The following is a 16,473-nucleotide window of genomic DNA, read 5'->3' as shown; positions in this document are numbered from 1 at the left end:
AGCCGAGTCGTGGCGAGGAGACGCGGTGCTGAATGGATATGGGAGGAGCAATCCAATGAAGACCAAGATGATGACTACCGTTGCCGCAGGCGCAATCCTCGCGTCTGGCTTGTCAACGGCGGCACAAGCCGAAGACCTGACGCTTTGCTGGGCGGCTTGGGATCCAGCCAATGCATTGATCGAACTTTCCAAGGATTTTGAGGAGCAGTCCGGTCACAACATGAGTTTCGAGTTTGTTCCTTGGACGAGCTTTGCGGATCGGATGTTGAACGAATTGAATTCGGGCGGTCAGCTTTGTGATCTTATGATCGGCGACAGCCAGTGGATCGGCGGTGGTGCAGAAAATGGCCACTATGTGAAGTTGAATGATTTCTTCGATGCGAATGGCATTTCGATGGATGATTTCATTCCAGCAACAGTAACGGGTTACTCAGAATGGCCCAAGAATACACCGAACTATTATGCGCTTCCTGCTTTTGGCGACGTTGTAGGTTGGACTTATCGAAAGGATTGGTTTGATCGTCCGGAGCTAAAGGCCGAATTCAAAGAAACCTACGGCCGTGATCTCGGTGTTCCGGCATCGCTGGGTGAATTGAAAGATATCGCTGAATTTTTTCAGGGGCGCGATATTGACGGCACAACTGTCTATGGTGCGGCGATTTATACGGAGCGCGGATCCGAAGGCATCACAATGGGCGTAACTAATGCCCTGTACAATTATGGCTTCCTCTATGAGAACCCCGATCAGCCATACGATCTTGATGGTTTCGTTAACTCAGCAGGAGCCGTTGAAGGACTGGAATTCTACAAAGAACTTTATGATGTGGGTGCACCTCCCGGATCCTCAAACTGGTACATGGGTGAGAACATCGACGCCTACCGTTCCGGTCAGGTCGCTATGCAGATGAACTTTGCTTTCATCTGGCCAGGTGTTGAAGCAGACGAGAATGTCGGAAGCGGTAAGTCAGGGTATTTTCCGAACCCGGCGGGCCCGACAGGTCAATTTGCTCAGCTTGGTGGCCAAGGCATTTCAGTGGTGAGCTATTCGGAAAAGCAGGACGCGGCACTTGAATACATTCAATGGTTTGCGCAGCCGGAAGTTCAGGCCAAATGGTGGGAGCTTGGTGGTTATTCTGCTCTCAAAGCCGTTGTTGAAGACCCGAGCTTTGCCACAAGCCAGCCTTATGCACAGACATTCCTCGACTCCATGGCGATCGTTAAGGACTTCTGGGCTGAACCTGCTTATGCCGACCTATTGATCCCAATGCAGGAGCGTATCCATAACTACGTTGTTGCTGGTGATGGCACCGCGCAAGACGCTTTGGATGGCTTGGTCCGGGATTGGGTTGAAGTCTTCGAAGACGAAGGCAAGCTATAAAGAACTGCTTTCCTTCCAGTCAATTCTCCAGCCGGCTTCGCGCTGGCTGGGGTGACACCACCTGATGTCGAGCGCCTGCATTCAGATCGGTTCGATTCAAAGGATAACAGCTATGACAGCTTCCCCCATTACTAAGGCGGCTCAGCATACTCCCGATGGAATTGCAAAGAAAATACGTGGCCTTTCCGATCGGTCTATCGCTTGGATTTTCGTCGCGCCGACGATCTTTCTCCTGCTTGCCGTCAATATTTTCCCTTTGATTTGGACGATCCGGCTCAGCTTTACCAACTACAGGGTAAATCGGCCAAATAAGGAAGTCGAATGGGTGGGGCTACGCAACTATGAGCGTATCCTAAATGATCCAGATATCTGGCACACCATGCAGGCCACTGCACATTTCCTGTTCTGGACCATACTTATCCAAGTTCTGATCGGCTTTGCCTTGGCTTACCTGATCAACAACAAATTCAAAGGAAACGACCTTTGGACAACCATCATCGTCTTCCCAATGATGCTCTCACCTGCGGTGGTTGGTAACTTCTGGACCTTCCTTTATCAGCCTCAAATTGGCTTGTTCAATTATGTGGTCACGTTCTTTACTGGAGGCGATCCAGCAGACTTTTCGATGATCGGGGATGTCTATCTTGCGCCCTGGGCCATCATTATCGCCGATACCTGGATGTGGACACCGTTTGTAATGCTTATCTGCCTTGCTGGTCTGCGGTCGATTCCGGATAGCATCTATGAAGCAGCTGAGTGCGATCGCGCCAGCAAGTGGCGACAGTTTTGGACCATTACCATTCCGATGGCGCTGCCTTTCCTGATGTTGGCCGTCTTGTTCCGGGGAATTGAAAACTTCAAGATGTTCGATCTCGTGGTGCAGCTGACCGGCGGCGGTCCGGGCAACACGACAACGCTGACATCCATCGACCTGAAACGAGAAGCGTTTGAAAAATGGCGCACGGGATACTCATCCGCTTATGCCGTCATCCTGTTTGTCACAGTGTTCGGGCTTGCTTCGATCTACGTGAAGGCGCTCAATAAGGTAAAAGAAAGATGAGCTTTTCTGTAACAGAACCAACCAAAGGTACCAAGTGGTTTTCGGGAATACTTGTCGTAATCTATGCGGTCATCACTATTGTTCCGCTCCTTTGGATTATCGCAACCGGATTCAAATCTCCGGCGGATTCCATTGCGTATCCTCCGGTGGTATTCTTCGAACCTACTCTTGAAGGGTATGTAAACCTATTCACCGACCGGACGCGTGCGACGGCAGAAATGCTTGAGGAGGCCGGACCACCGCAAACATGGTACGAAGAAATTGCGCGTGAGCGAGGCACTGTTATCTCTGGCCCTTCTCGATATGGGGAGAGGTTCCTGAACTCAGTCATTATCGGCTTTGGCTCGACGGCGCTTTGCATGGTTTTGGGAACGGCGGCAGCCTATGCATTCAGCCGGTTTCGTGTGCCGCTAAAGGACGACCTTCTGTTCTTCATCCTATCCACTCGCATGATGCCACCGATTGCGGTCGCGATCCCTATCTTCCTGATGTTCCGGAATCTAGGTCTGAACGATACCCATCTCGGCATGATCTTACTCTACACGGCCGTGAACCTGTCCCTGTCCGTCTGGTTGCTCAAGGGGTTTATCGACGAGATTCCAATGGAATACGAAGAAGCTGCTCTGATTGATGGTTACACGAGGTTCCAAGCCTTCTACAAAGTCGTGTTGCCGCAAGCAGCGACAGGCATCGCCTCCACTGCTATTTTCTGCCTGATCTTCGCATGGAACGAATATGCGTTCGCTGTTTTGCTGACCTCCGGCACCGCGCAAACCGCGCCACCATTCATTCCCAATATCATCGGTGTGAACGGTAAGGACTGGCCTGCCGTAGCAGCCGGAGCCACCCTATTCCTTGTCCCTGTCATGGTGTTCACCGTGTTGTTGCGGAAGCACTTGCTCAGAGGCATCACATTCGGAGCTGTACGCAAATGACCGACTTTATTAATGGCCTGCTGCGGTTTCGCCGCGGCCCCTGGGAGATGGTGGCTTCGATCCTCATCGCAACAGGTGTCTTGATGCTGATGCAGCCCTTTCTGCTTGTGCTGTACACCTATTCCTTTGTTGTCACCCTTACCGGCACGGTGATGTTCATCATCGTCAGCCATTTTCCAAACTAGGAGACGCACGTGGCACAGATACGCATCGAAAATGTGCGCAAGGAATTCGGCGCTTTTACCGCTGTACAGTCTTCCACATTTACCATTGAAGACGGCGAATTTTTTATGCTTTTGGGTCCATCTGGTTGCGGAAAGACGACCACACTTCGGATGATGGCCGGGCTTGAGCTGCCGACGTCTGGTGAAATCTTTATTGATGGCGAAGAGGTGGGCATGAAGCCCGCGCGGCAACGTGACATCGCTTTTGTGTTTCAAATGTTTGCGCTCTATCCGCATTTGAACGTTGGGAAAAACATCAGTTATCCGCTGATCAGTCAGGGCATGGCAAAGTTAGAGGCGAAGAAAAAGGTTCACGAGATCGCCGAAATTCTCGGCATTACGGATATCCTTGATAAACGGGTTGGTGGCTTGTCAGGCGGGGACCGCCAGCGGGTCGCGCTTGGTCGTGCAATCGTCAGGGATCCAAAAGCATTCTTCATGGATGAACCGTTGGGGGCCCTAGACGCAGAATTTCGCGAGCATATGTCCGAGGAGCTTCGTGCGCTGCACAATCGCATGAATGCCACAACCGTTTATGTCACCCATGATCAGCTCGAAGCTATGCAGATGGGTGACAAGATTGTTGTGATGAATCACGGTGTTGTCGAGCAATTCGGTGCCCCACAAGACATCTACGATTGGCCCGCAACGAAGTTTGTAGCGCAATTCATCGGCTCGCCGCCAATGAACTTCCTCGATTTTGATGCCAGTGTTTCCGAAGGTAGTACCGCGGTAACTCTGGAAAGCGCATCCATTGAAGTGCCTGAGACACGAGAAGGCGCTTCTGGTGCAATAACACTGGGTGTTCGTCCCGAACATTTAAGTCTCGATGATTCAGCAGCATATCGTGGGCGGATCACAGCAACAGAATATTTGGGGACAACACAAATCGTTACACTGGATACAGCGAACGGTGAATTGAAGGTTCGAATGTCTTCGGAAGAAGACGCTCGGGTCGGTGATCAAACAGGTATCACCTTTGATCCACGTACGATTTCGCTGTTCAATTCTGATACAGGACAGGCGCTCAGAAGCGCCGCGAACATGGAGGTTTTGGCCTATGGCTGACGTGACTTTGAGTGGCGTGTCGAAAACCTTTGGTGCCGATACAGCATTGAGCGATGTGTCAATGACTGTTCCTGATGGATCTTTTGTTGTCCTTCTTGGTCCAACTGGCGCAGGAAAAACCACTACATTGCGGATGGTGTCCGGGCTCGACAAGCCTGATAGCGGAACAGTGAAGATTGGCGATCGCGACATGGCTGGGTTGACGCCTGCGCAGCGTGATGTGGCGATGGTGTTTCAACAGTACTCACTTTATCCGCATTTGACGGTGCGGCAGAATTTGGAATTTCCGCTGAAGTCCCCAATCCTAAAGACGCCGCAAGCGGCAATTGATGTAAAAGTGGGCGAAGTCGCGGAGATACTTCAGATCAGCCATAAGCTTGACAACAAAGCGACTGCTTTGTCTGGCGGCGAAATGCAGCGGGTTTCAATAGGTAGAGCCCTGGTCCGAAACCCCGCTGTCTATCTCATGGACGAACCGTTGAGTTCTTTGGACGCAAAATTGCGGTCTGACTTGCGGATCGAACTCAAGAACATTCAGGCGAACTCGGGAGCGACCTTGCTCTATGTGACGCACGACCAGATCGAAGCTATGACAATGGCAACTCACGTTGGGGTTCTAGACAATGGAAAGCTTGTTCAATTTGGTACGCCGCGGGAAATTTATGAGAACCCGGTAAGTGTTTATGCCGCAAGCCGCCTTGGGCAGCCTCGCATCAATGTCCTTCCGGCAGAGTCGTTTGGGGGTGCGCCCAACGGAGCCGTCAATATCGGCTTGCGTCCCGAACAAATCATCCAGGGTGAAGGCGAGGACAGCACTGTGTCGCGCGTAGAAAGGCTCGGCGATCAAACGCGCTTACATTTGATTTTCAAGGGCCATGACATCGTAACCGTAACCGATGCTCATACCCGTCTGACTGGCGGAGACATCGTTAAGATCCGGCCGAGAAATCCACACTACTTTGACGCCGATGGCGCACGCGTTGCCTAAGGGGAGAGACATGCAACATTTCATCAATCAAAAAGAGAACATGGTCACCGACGCCATTGATGGAACAATCAAAGCGTCTGGCGGAAAACTTACTCGCCTTGATGGTTATCCGCACATCCGTGTTGTTGTTCGGTCCGATTGGGACAAGTCGAAAGTTGCTCTCGTGTCTGGGGGTGGATCAGGACATGAGCCTTCACATGCCGGATTTGTGGGTAAAGGAATGTTAACGGCGGCTGTGTGTGGCGATGTTTTCGCTTCGCCCTCCGTTGACGCAGTTTTGGCCGGTATCCTCGCCGTTGCCGGCCCGGCCGGTTGCCTGTTGATCGTCAAAAATTATACAGGTGATCGGTTGAATTTTGGCCTTGCTGCCGAGCGGGCGAGAGCGTTTGGCCACAAGGTCAGCATGGTCATTGTTGACGATGATGTCGCACTGCCCGATTTGCCGCAGGCACGTGGCGTCGCAGGAACTTTGTTCGTTCACAAAATTGCTGGTGCGATGGCTGAAAACGGCGCCAATCTAGAGGCATGTACCCTTGCAGCTGAGCGGGTCGTTAAATCCACTCGGACGATTGGTATGTCTCTGGACACCTGTACGGTTCCGGGATCGCTCAAGGAGGACCGGATTCCGCACGGCATGGCGGAGCTGGGTTTGGGCATTCACGGCGAAGCAGGTGTCGAGCAAGTGGCGTCGAACGGCGCCGCCGATGCGATTGCAAAAGTGACGGAGAAGCTTGCGGACGGTATGCCAAGAACGCCACATGTTGCACTGGTCAATAACCTGGGTGGTGCGTCATGCTTGGAAATGTCGATCCTGACCAATAGCCTGCTTGCGTCGGAATTAGGTTCGAATATTCGCCATGTCGTTGGTCCGGACGCTTTAATGACAGCACTCGACATGCATGGGTTTTCGATTTCATTGCTTGAATTGGCAGAGGGCGACGAGAAACATCTTGCACAACCGGTAGAGGCTTCTGCTTGGCCGGGGATGAACGAAATCGCAGAGCCAGACGTATTGCCATTGCCAGATGGACTTTCTCCAATCCGTGCTCCGGCATCTGCTCATGACGCAACAAAAGAATTTCTTGTTGCATGCTGTACAGTTCTTATCGAGTCCGAGGCCGACCTAAATGCGCTGGATGCAAAATCTGGGGATGGCGATACCGGCTCGACGTTAGCATCAGCGGCGCGCGCATTGATTGATGCAATGGACAGCTTGCCGCTCGCAGATCACACGCAGCTCTATCGTGCGATTGGGCTGGAACTGAGCCAAACTATGGGTGGTTCATCCGGAGTGCTGTTGGCAATTTTCTTTGCAGCTGCAGGTGACGCGTCTTCTTCTGGCTTGCCAATGAAGGATGCGTTGCGAGCCGGTTTGGATCGTATGCGAGAAATCGGAGGTGCCAATCCGGGAGATCGTACGATGGTTGATGCTCTCATTCCTGCTTTAGACGGACTCAAAACGAGCATGTCTTCCGCAGCAACCGCGGCGAGAAAAGGTGCAAATTACACGGCTACGCTCACTACAGCAAAAGCTGGGCGCGCAAGCTATATCAATGCTGATCAACTTGATGGTCATGTTGACCCAGGGGCCGAAGCGGTCGCTCGCTTGTTTGAGCATCTGGCAGCTTAGATGCCTATAGCGTCATTCGTCTTGCCGGCCTTTTGGTTTAGGGAGGCAACGGGCGTTGTAACAAAAAACTGACTCCAGGCGGACACGGTGGTTTGGCAGCCATTGGAAACGACCCAATGCGCCTCCTTCAAATACTTCAAAATCAGACCTGAAATCATCGGCCTGGCGGCAATGTTGTACATCTGGTTTCCGCTCTCGCTTCGGAACGTCGAAAACCTTCTGCATGAATGCGGGCTTTGTCAGAATAACCTGGCAAGTGGCGAGTAGGGCGGTCCCATAGTTTCCAGCAATGACCAAACCTGTCTCTTTCAAGCACTTCAAAACCAGCCCAGAGGTCATCCGCCTGGCGGTGATGTTGTACGTTCGGTTTCCACTTTCATTGCGGAACGTGGAGGATTTGCTACACGAACGCGGCGTCGACGTCAGCCACGAGGCTGTCCGGTACTGGTGGCATCGCTTTGGCCCGACGTTTGCCTCCGAGATCCGGAAACGTCGTATTGAAGGTATGAAGTCCAGCCGCTGGCGATGGCACCTCGACGAGATGTTCGTGAAGATTAACGGCGAGACCCATTACCTTTGGCGCGCGGTCGATCACGAGGGCGAAGTGCTTGAAAGCTATGTTACCAAGGCCCGCGATAAGAAGGCAGCCCGAAAATTCCTAAAGAAAGCAATACGCAAGCATGGCCGAGCCGAAGAGATCGTAACAGATAAACTCCGGTCTTATGGAGCCGCCCTTAGCGAAATCGGCGCCGACACACGGCAGGAAGCTGGCCGATGGCTCAACAATCGAGCTGAGAACTCGCATTTACCGTTCCGACGGATGCGAAGTGCGCCGTGAGATGGGGTCAGAAACGTTCAACTGTCAGTACCAGCAAAACCCAATTGTACCGGATGGTTCGCCGCTCCGTTGGGAGTGGTTTAGGGCCTATGAGGTTGGCGCTGACCGAAATTGGTACCAAGCGGTTATTCAAAGCTGGGACACCGGCATGTCGGCAGACCCGAGGGCTGACTTCTCAGTCTGCACGACTTGGGGGTTCCGCGAAAACAATTGGTATCTTCTCGATGTCTGGCGCGGTCAGCTTGACTATCCGGATCTGAAGTCAAGAACCCTGGCACTGGTCGAGCAATGGGATCCCGATCGTGTGTTGATCGAAGACGCTGCAACGGGTCGGTCGCTATTTGACGAGTTATTCCGAGATGATTGGCGGCGGTATGAGCGCATCCGGCCGGAAAATGACAAGGAGACGCGATTCCGATCTTCGCTCGCCCCAGTTGAAGAAGGCAAAGTGTTCCTTCCGAAGGAGGCCCCGTGGCTACCCGTCTTCAAGCGTGAACTGCAGTCCTTCCCACGCGGGCGGAATGATGACCAGGTTGATAGCTTTAGCCAGCTCGTGAATTGGTCCAAAGGTAACGGTATCTACCGCGCGCTTGGTCGCGAACACCCGATAAATATCGAGCGGCGTGAGCGTCAACGTCGGCGTAGGTAGGGCGGGATCCAGACATTCGCCGCAGCTGCATGCGCCGTTCAAAAAATACTACTAAAAAGCGACCGTATTCATCGGCAAACCGAATACTCCAAATGCTTCTCTGGAATATCCTTCTGAATATAAAACAAGCCGTTTGCTACCCAGCGAATACAGAAAGTTTGGTTAGTCTTCTGTCAAAGAAGTGACCTAAATGAATCTACATGCAACACACATTGCCGCGGCTGCTATTTTGACTACAGTCAGCCCTGCCGACGCAAACGACGAAGCGCTTTATGGTGCTGCCGTACCAGAAGACGCAGTATTCGTCAGATTTCTGGCAGAAGACCCGGCCAAAGACTTGACTGCTTTTGGTTGGACCTTCGAAACTGAACCCGAGCAGGTCGCCTATTCGGTGGTTTCTGCCTCATTGCTTCCAGAGGCACCAGCTTCGCGGTTTAGTACTGTTGTCGTTACGACCGAGGGTGAAGGCATTGTTATCCCAGAACCCGATCGGACCTCCGCTTCTAAGGTTCACCTGTTGCTTTTGAACGCAACCGTGAACGCTGTGAGCCTTGTGGCAGACGGCGGGGCAATAGAAGTCATTAGGCCGACAAGGTTTGGAGCTGCCAACATACGGGCCGTCAATCCGATTAAAGCTGAGTTTAGCGTCGTACAAGTGCCTAGCCAGACCGTACTTGGAACGTTTGACGTCTCTATGAGTCGCGGAGAAGATCTTTCATTCATTGTGACTAACGATGGCGTAGAACTTGTGCCGACGAGCTACGGCGCTGTGATCACGGACTGATGCGATGGTCTTCTCGTCGCTCATATTTATCTTTGGCTTTCTGCCGGCCTTCCTTGCGGTCTACTACGTTGTACCAGCACGCTTTCGTTCTGCGTGGATCCTGATAGGCAGCTATGCCTTCTATGGCTGGTGGCGCTTAGAGTACCTTGCCGTTGTCGTCGGCATTTCACTTGTCAGTTTCATCTGTGCAAATGCTGCCCTTGCCGCGAAGTCGAAGAAAAGAAAGTCATTGTGGGTTAAGTTGGGCGTTGGCACCGACTTGGCGGTCCTTGGTTATTTTAAGTACACCTACTTTATCGCGGAGAGCATCGATGCAGCATTAATTTCATTTGACGGAGCGTCGTTAGGTGTTGAAAAGATTGTGCTGCCGATTGGCATTTCCTTCCTCACGTTCCAATCCATAAGCTACATCTTGGACGTATCGAGAAAGGATGCCCCACCAGCCCGAACCGTTATGGATTTCCTGGCCTTTTCAGCCTTGTTCCCCCAGCTAATCGCTGGCCCGGTGCTGCGTTATAAGGATGTGGCTGACCAATTTCAAAGTCGAACACATTCGCTTCTTGTTTTCCAAAGCGGATGCAAGCGCTTCGTCCAAGGACTAGCTATGAAGCTGTTGATCGCAGACACAGTCGCGCCGCTTGCCGACAGGATGTTTGCTTTGGATGCTCCAACCATGGCGGAGGCATGGCTGGGGGCTGGCGCATATTCCATACAACTACTCTTTGACTTCGCTGGGTATTCTGCGATGGCCATTGGTCTCGGTTTGATGATCGGCTTCAGGTTCGTGGAGAATTTCAATGCACCGTACATTAGCCAATCAGTTACTGAGTTCTGGAGGCGCTGGCATATCAGTCTTTCAAACTGGCTGCGTGACTACTTGTACATTCCACTCGGTGGCAATCGCGGGGGCACCCTCAAGACCTTTCGAAACCTGATGTTGACCATGGTCCTGGGTGGCTTTTGGCACGGTGCAAATTGGACATTCATCATCTGGGGGGCTTGGCACGGCTTGCTGCTTTCCCTCGAACGGGCAATTGGTTCAAAATCGCGAAAGAGGGTTTGGCCAAGATATACCGGTTGGCCATTTACTATGGTCGCTGTTATTGTAGGTTGGGTGATGTTCCGCGCGGCGACAGTCACCGATGCATTTGAAATGTATCGCGGAATGGTAGGGCTTAACGGCATTAATATCAGCGCAGAAACGATCTATTTTAATCAGCCTATAGAGTTCGTTGGATTAATTGTTGGTGCTATTCTTTCTATTGCCCCTTCGATCAATCCACGAGTATCGGTGCCTCAGTATTTGATGAGTCTTCAACTCTTCACACCGCTCATGTTCGTCGGATGCACGATTGTCTTGAGTGCACGGGCCCATTCACCGTTCCTGTACTTTCAGTTCTGAGGTGACACTATGGGAATTGGCTACTCTAAATCACTTGGACTTGCGGCGCTCTTGATAGCAACCGTCGGACTTGGATGCGTGGCGATGATCCAAACAAAATTCATCCAACCCAGCAAGTCAATTTGGGGCGGGCAGTACCAGTCTTCCGTTGAAGCAGATTTCATCGATCACTTCCCTTTATCTGAAATTTCGCGCGATATTTGGACCGCTTTTCAGCTTGTTATTCTTGATCAGACCCATAACGATGTTATCCGCACCACTGATAACTGGCTCTTTACAGCGGAGGAATTCCGTCAACCTAACTCAGATGTCTCGTTTGATGATGAACTGGACTCGGTTTCTGCACAACTGCAAGCCTCAGGAACAAAACTGATCACTATCGTTGTTCCCGACAAAGCACGCATCTATGCGGAAAAGCTTCCACACGCTCGCATGGACAGCTTGGAAATGCGGTATGATAGTGTTCTTAATCATCTAAAGGATGCGCAAATTCAAACGTTAGACCTAAGACCAATATTTTTGGATCTAAAATCACACGCAGCTCCGTATCTCCGGACTGATACACACTGGTCTCCCTTGGGTTCAGAAACCATTGCTCGCGAAGTGGCATCGCTGCTCATCAATTCATTGGACACGCATAATATATATCGGACCACCTGGTCTGACCCGTCTCCCTTCAACGGCGACTTGATGACCTTCATTGAAACGGGCTTTCTTAGCAACTTGATAGATTTTCCAAAGGAATCTGTCTCACTAGCATTGACCGAGCAAGTTGGAGGCGAGATGTCACTATTCGACAATTTCGAAATACCGGTGACACTTGTTGGGACAAGCTTTTCAGCCAATCCCGCATTCAATTTTGACGGCTTTCTCAAGCAACATCTTGGTGTGGATGTTTTGAATGTTGCCCAGATTGGGTCCGGCCCGTTTGAACCGATGCGCGATTATCTCGCTTCCGATGACTTCATAAGCGCGCCACCAAAAATAGTAATTTGGGAAATACCAGAACGATATATATCTACCGAGGAAACTGATCGATGAAAACCATTACATTATTAGGTATTGCTTTTGTAGCTATAAGTCTTGGACTACCGGTGAATGCTACTCCAATGTGTCCAGAATTGCTTCAAACTGATAATTTGGAGAATAAATATAGGCGGTTAGCTCCCATTCATACGGATATAGAAAATGGCTGGATATTCACTTCCGACCAACTGTCAGAGAGCTATACTTTAAAATCTGAAGCCGTCCATCTGATGAGCGGTATTGCCGAAGAGTTCGAAAGTCGTGGGATAAAACTTGCGATCATGATCGCACCACCACGACCTCTAGTTGCTGGGGATGGGGTCGTAAAAAGTACCTTAGGTTCAAACAGCGTCTTTGACACGGTTGCTGCTAGCGATAGTTTTAACCAAATGATTGAACAGCTGAGGCAAACGGGTGCTATTGTCCCAAACCTTTTGCCAGTCGCTCAGGAGATGAACCAATTTCGTCAATATTATTTTCGTCGTGATACACATTGGACTCCTGCAGGAGCAGCTGCTAGCGCGCTTGAACTTGCGGCCGAGTTTGGGTTTTCAGATGCAGCTTTCTCAGTCTCAGACGTAGTAAGCTCGGATATCTACGAAGAAGGGGGATCACTTTCCAACATAGTAAACGCCATTTGCGGTTTAGAGAATGACGTCGAACAAGTTGCGAAAATGAATTACTCACGCATCATGGCTTCTCAAGGCTTGGGTCTCTTCGGAAGTGCATCCGAAGATAAAATCGCGTTGGTTGGAACTAGTTTTAGCGATCGGTACAAGCGGGACCAATACCAAGTTGCCGATGCGCTCGCCGCTGCAAGCGGAGCCGATGTATCTAACTATTCGATTTCTGGCGGTGGCATGATTGGGCCAATGGAGGCATTTATTCTGTCCGGTGATGTCGATGACTACAGCAATGTGATTTGGGAATTCCCATATACCCAATCCCCAAATTCGACATCTCATTTACGGCAGTTGCTTGGAGCCCTTAGGTTTGAGAGTTCCAATCTGTCTCCGCCACAATCGTTAGAACTTTCTTCGTCAAACGAAGCGGCTATAACTTTCTTTGACCGACCACTTAAAGCAGATCTAATTCAGTTTGAGACAGAAACAGCCAACCTTTTACGAGTCGACGTAGTCATAAGTTTTGAAAGTGGTAAAACAAGAACCATCAAGCTACGTCGCAAAGACAGGGTTCCCTTAGACCGTCGTACTACCAATTGGTTTGCAGACCTAAGCGGTTGGGACAATGATAGTATAATTGAAATCATAGCTAAATTTGATCAGGGGGTCGCACTTCAACAAGTGTCCTTTAGGTATCAATCCAGTGTGGAGGACTCCTGAGACGGATCTATTCCAAAGCATAGTCCAGCGACCCTTTGCACATGGTTATAGACTATGTTGACTGTCAAGCGGAGCTTTTCTTGGATTAGAAAATGATTGTAGTGGCCAGTGTCAGGAGCTTTTCGTGCGTGTACGACACGAACGACCAATGTCGGACCTCAGTTATAGCGTCCGAGCACCTCTGAAGTTAACCCTTGAGAGTGGTGATGAAATTTGCATAAAAAGTTGGTCACTGAACGGAGTGCAATATCCTGAAAAGACTGATATTCTTCCGAAGGCGGGTTTGCTTTCTATTCCATTCCAAGGCGTCGATATTCAGTTTGATGTTCGGTTTAAGGACGGTAGCCACCGAAGGGAGTTGTTATTTGATGGCTTGTCAGGACGTCAGCGAGAAACACTTGCCATCTTTTACCGCTCTATTCTGTCTGGAAAGATGGCATCAACTGAAGAGGTAATCACTAGCCTCGATACGCCAGTTGATCTGGTGCCAATGACCGAAACTAATGAAGAGGAAATTGAAGGGCGCGCTAAACAAAGTCCCCGTATATTGAGAGTAATTTGGAATGTATCCCTCTACTTAGTATTAGCGGTAATCGTTTTTGGTGTAATAGGGAGCCAAGTCATCAATCGCCTTGCACATGTCGAACTGCTTCAGGCACGCATCGTAGCACCGATGACTGTGCTACATACATCTCAAAGTGGCTTTGTAGATCAAATCTTAGTTGAGCCGGGACAAAGTGTCGAACAAGGTCAGACACTGGTGCACTTGAACAATCCAGAAACCGCTGCAGCGCTCGATGATGTTCGCGCAAACATTGCGCGGTACGAAAGGCTTATTTTTGAAGCCGAGCAGCGTCTGGCTGAACATCGTAAGCAGATAGAAGCTAGTCGTGAACACTTAAAAGAGGCTCTTCGTTTGGTTGTAGCGATAGTGGGACATGAGAATTTCGCAGCAACAACTGGCACCTTGAGCGCGCAAGAAGCTTGGAACGAAATAAAGCGGTTTGATGAGAATAGAGCTGCCGGTATCGGTCGTCAATTCGAGATGGAACGGCATTTAACCCACGAAGTTGAAGATCTTCGGACCTATTGGTCACGTCTCAAACGCGACTTAGGAAACGCCAAGAACGTCAACGATGCAGTCGACATTGTGGCGCCAACAGATGGAGTTATTGTCTCAGTCGATGTCTTCGAAAATCAATTTCTTGATCGTGGCGTACGCGTCATTGAGATTGAGGAAAACACCCCGCGCTTAGTTAAAGCTTGGTTAAGCGAAACTAGAAGCGATATGATTTTTGAGGGTATGAAAGCAACGGTAAGGTTCAATGCAGGGCTAGAAGCTAAGTCAAGTGTAGGAGAGATTGTGAATGTCACAGCTGCAATTGATCCTGACATTTCCAAAGATTTTGGCCTTATTGTAACTGTTCATTTGAACGATTTGAGCACTGAAGAGATGCGGCAGATGTTTCGGCCGAATGCTCCTGTTCAGATGCGTGCAAAAAAACGTTGGCTTAGTTTCTTGCCTTGGATTGCTGACTAATGTCGTTACCAGACAATGAGTACGCATTCGATAAAGATTTGACATTACGGCTTGCTGAGCTCACTTCACCGGCCAAAAGAGGCTTCGCAAAGTGGGCACCAAAACAAGTTGTCGGCCTAGCATTGCTTTTTCTTTGCATCATTTGGCTGCTTCTTTTTGTTCCAAACCGCTTTCTACAGCCCGAGGTAATGCACCTATCAATCGTTTTGGGCTTTCTGGGTATTTGGCGTTTTGGTTGGTGGTTTACTCATGCCGTCCGCGCGGAAATCTATCGACGAGCAGTTTGGCCTCAAATGCGTGCAAAATCTCAAGAGTTGTGGGCTTCTGGTTGGAGACCAGGGAGATTGCATATTCAGATGACAACGTACTACGAAGATCCCTCGATCACCAAGCGAGTCATCGGTTCAATACTTGGACAAATCAAACATGAAGGTATTCCTACGACGCTATATGTCGGAACGGGTTCAGCATATGACGAATTGATAATCCGAGATTTTGTGGAAACCCACTCTGTTGATATCCCAGATGCTTTGGCTGAACTAATCTTCATCAGGCAAAACCAACCGGGAAAGCGTATGGCGATTGGTCTAATAGTTCGCGCAATTAGTCGATCTGGTGTCGATCCGAACGATTTAGTAGTTTTCATGGACGGTGACGCGCTTTTCGGAAGTGATGTGCTTGAAAAAGTCTTGCCCATGTTCGGGACCGATCCGGAATTACAAGCTCTAACGACCGATGAGGAAGTTATATGCTACGGCCCTAAATGGATTCAAAGTTGGCTTAGCATGAGGTTTGCACAACGCCGACTAGCCATGCAAAGCCATGCACTATCTGGTAAGGTACTTACATTAACGGGTAGAATGTCAGTCTTTCGGGCTCAACATATGCTATCCGAAAAATTTATTCGCACAATCGAAGCAGACCATTTGGATCACTGGCTTTGGGGTCGATTTCGGTTCCTGTCTGGTGATGACAAGTCGACTTGGTATCATATGCTAACCCGTGATGCGAAGATGACGTACGTTCCTGACGCAACTGTTTACACCATTGAGGTTATCAAAGAGAGCGGCTTAGGTCGCATGATACAAAACTTCCGACGGTGGTCAGGTAATATGCTACGGAATGGTAGCCGCGCTATTGCTTTGGGGCCGCGGAAGGTTAAACCATTTATATGGTGGTGCCTGATCGACCAAAGGATCGCCATGTGGACCATGTTAGTTAGTCCAACCATCGCAATTTTGGCGAGCTTTATCGAACCTCTTTACCTTTGGGGCTACCTAATTTGGGTATTGTCTAGTCGTATTCTTTTGTGCCTTTTTCTCTATCGCTACAGCAGAACTATCGATCTCAGCTGGCCGTTTATTCTCTATTTGAACCAGTTCATTAATGCTGCTGTGAAGGTTTTTATGATCTTTCATCTCAGCAAGCAAAAGTGGTCAAATCGTGGCAATCAAACTGCTGCTGTGGGTGACGGTCTACTAGCAAAATCTCAAAATGCCATGGCGAAGTTCCAGCTAATCACAACAGCAGTAGGTTTCGTCATGGCGGTCGCCATTTACATCGGTTTACTACCAATCCCGTTTTCGTTCTGACCTATCCTTATGAGCG

The 16,473-nt window shown here is 50.0% G+C and carries 14 protein-coding genes and 2 pseudogenes; all 16 read left to right on the top strand.

Annotation, left to right across the window (positions count from 1 at the left end; genetic code table 11):
• Positions 1–55: 55 nt before the first annotated feature.
• The 16 genes and pseudogenes from BUA85_RS15315 to BUA85_RS15240 all read left to right on the top strand — a co-directional run bounded on the left by BUA85_RS15315 (position 56) and on the right by BUA85_RS15240 (position 16,457).
• Positions 56–1,378 (top strand): ABC transporter substrate-binding protein, encoded by a 1,323-nt coding sequence (locus BUA85_RS15315; protein WP_072902642.1) that lies wholly within the window; start codon positions 56–58, stop codon positions 1,376–1,378.
• Between the two features lie 112 nt (positions 1,379–1,490).
• The gene (locus tag BUA85_RS15310; protein ID WP_072902640.1) at positions 1,491–2,438 is read left to right on the top strand and encodes a carbohydrate ABC transporter permease; all 948 of its coding nucleotides are present in this window, start codon (positions 1,491–1,493) and stop codon (positions 2,436–2,438) included.
• Positions 2,435–3,373, top strand: coding sequence for a carbohydrate ABC transporter permease (locus BUA85_RS15305; protein ID WP_072902638.1), 939 nt, complete (start codon positions 2,435–2,437; stop codon positions 3,371–3,373). Before BUA85_RS15310 ends, BUA85_RS15305 begins: the two co-directional genes overlap by 4 nt.
• Positions 3,370–3,558, top strand: a complete 189-nt coding sequence (locus tag BUA85_RS15300; RefSeq protein ID WP_072902636.1) for a hypothetical protein — start codon at positions 3,370–3,372, stop codon at positions 3,556–3,558. The genes BUA85_RS15305 and BUA85_RS15300 overlap by 4 nt, the downstream gene beginning before the upstream one ends.
• A gap of 9 nt (positions 3,559–3,567) precedes the next feature.
• Positions 3,568–4,665, top strand: a complete 1,098-nt coding sequence (locus BUA85_RS15295) for an ABC transporter ATP-binding protein (RefSeq protein ID WP_072902634.1) — start codon at positions 3,568–3,570, stop codon at positions 4,663–4,665.
• Complete coding sequence (locus BUA85_RS15290) at positions 4,658–5,653, top strand: ABC transporter ATP-binding protein (RefSeq protein ID WP_072902632.1); 996 nt, start codon at positions 4,658–4,660, stop codon at positions 5,651–5,653. Before BUA85_RS15295 ends, BUA85_RS15290 begins: the two co-directional genes overlap by 8 nt.
• A gap of 10 nt (positions 5,654–5,663) precedes the next feature.
• On the top strand, positions 5,664–7,283 hold the full coding sequence (locus BUA85_RS15285; RefSeq protein ID WP_072902812.1) for a dihydroxyacetone kinase subunit DhaK: 1,620 nt from the start codon (positions 5,664–5,666) through the stop codon (positions 7,281–7,283).
• Between the two features lie 102 nt (positions 7,284–7,385).
• Positions 7,386–7,520, top strand: a pseudogene (locus BUA85_RS16990) (IS6 family transposase); the annotation flags it as partial.
• A 52-nt stretch (positions 7,521–7,572) separates the two neighbouring features.
• Positions 7,573–8,115 (top strand): annotated as a pseudogene (locus tag BUA85_RS15275) (IS6 family transposase); the annotation flags it as partial.
• A complete protein-coding gene (gene terL / locus BUA85_RS15270; RefSeq protein ID WP_110559110.1) occupies positions 8,006–8,770 on the top strand; it encodes a phage terminase large subunit in 765 nt (254 codons plus the stop codon). The pseudogene BUA85_RS15275 and the gene terL, both read left to right, overlap by 110 nt.
• Before the next feature lie 190 nt (positions 8,771–8,960).
• Positions 8,961–9,554, top strand: coding sequence for an alginate O-acetyltransferase AlgF (locus tag BUA85_RS15265; RefSeq protein WP_072902624.1), 594 nt, complete (start codon positions 8,961–8,963; stop codon positions 9,552–9,554).
• 4 nt (positions 9,555–9,558) lie between these two features.
• Positions 9,559–10,956 (top strand): MBOAT family O-acyltransferase, encoded by a 1,398-nt coding sequence (locus tag BUA85_RS15260; RefSeq protein WP_072902622.1) that lies wholly within the window; start codon positions 9,559–9,561, stop codon positions 10,954–10,956.
• Between the two features lie 9 nt (positions 10,957–10,965).
• A complete protein-coding gene (locus BUA85_RS15255) occupies positions 10,966–11,997 on the top strand; it encodes an alginate O-acetyltransferase AlgX-related protein (protein WP_072902620.1) in 1,032 nt (343 codons plus the stop codon).
• Positions 11,994–13,325 carry an alginate O-acetyltransferase AlgX-related protein gene (locus tag BUA85_RS15250; protein WP_072902619.1) on the top strand — a complete coding sequence of 444 codons (1,332 nt, stop codon included), beginning with the start codon at positions 11,994–11,996 and terminating at the stop codon, positions 13,323–13,325. The genes BUA85_RS15255 and BUA85_RS15250 overlap by 4 nt, the downstream gene beginning before the upstream one ends.
• A 148-nt stretch (positions 13,326–13,473) precedes the next feature.
• Positions 13,474–14,865, top strand: coding sequence for an HlyD family efflux transporter periplasmic adaptor subunit (locus BUA85_RS15245; protein ID WP_083526309.1), 1,392 nt, complete (start codon positions 13,474–13,476; stop codon positions 14,863–14,865).
• Positions 14,865–16,457, top strand: coding sequence for a glycosyltransferase (locus BUA85_RS15240; RefSeq protein ID WP_072902615.1), 1,593 nt, complete (start codon positions 14,865–14,867; stop codon positions 16,455–16,457). The genes BUA85_RS15245 and BUA85_RS15240 overlap by 1 nt, the downstream gene beginning before the upstream one ends.
• The last annotated feature ends 16 nt before the right edge of the window (positions 16,458–16,473 follow it).

This window comes from Cognatiyoonia sediminum, assembly GCF_900129845.1.
In the GTDB taxonomy this organism is placed as follows: Bacteria; Pseudomonadota; Alphaproteobacteria; order Rhodobacterales; family Rhodobacteraceae; genus Cognatiyoonia; species Cognatiyoonia sediminum.
Note: the sequence above shows the minus strand (reverse complement) of the source record. Positions and strands in the feature narration are given on the sequence as shown.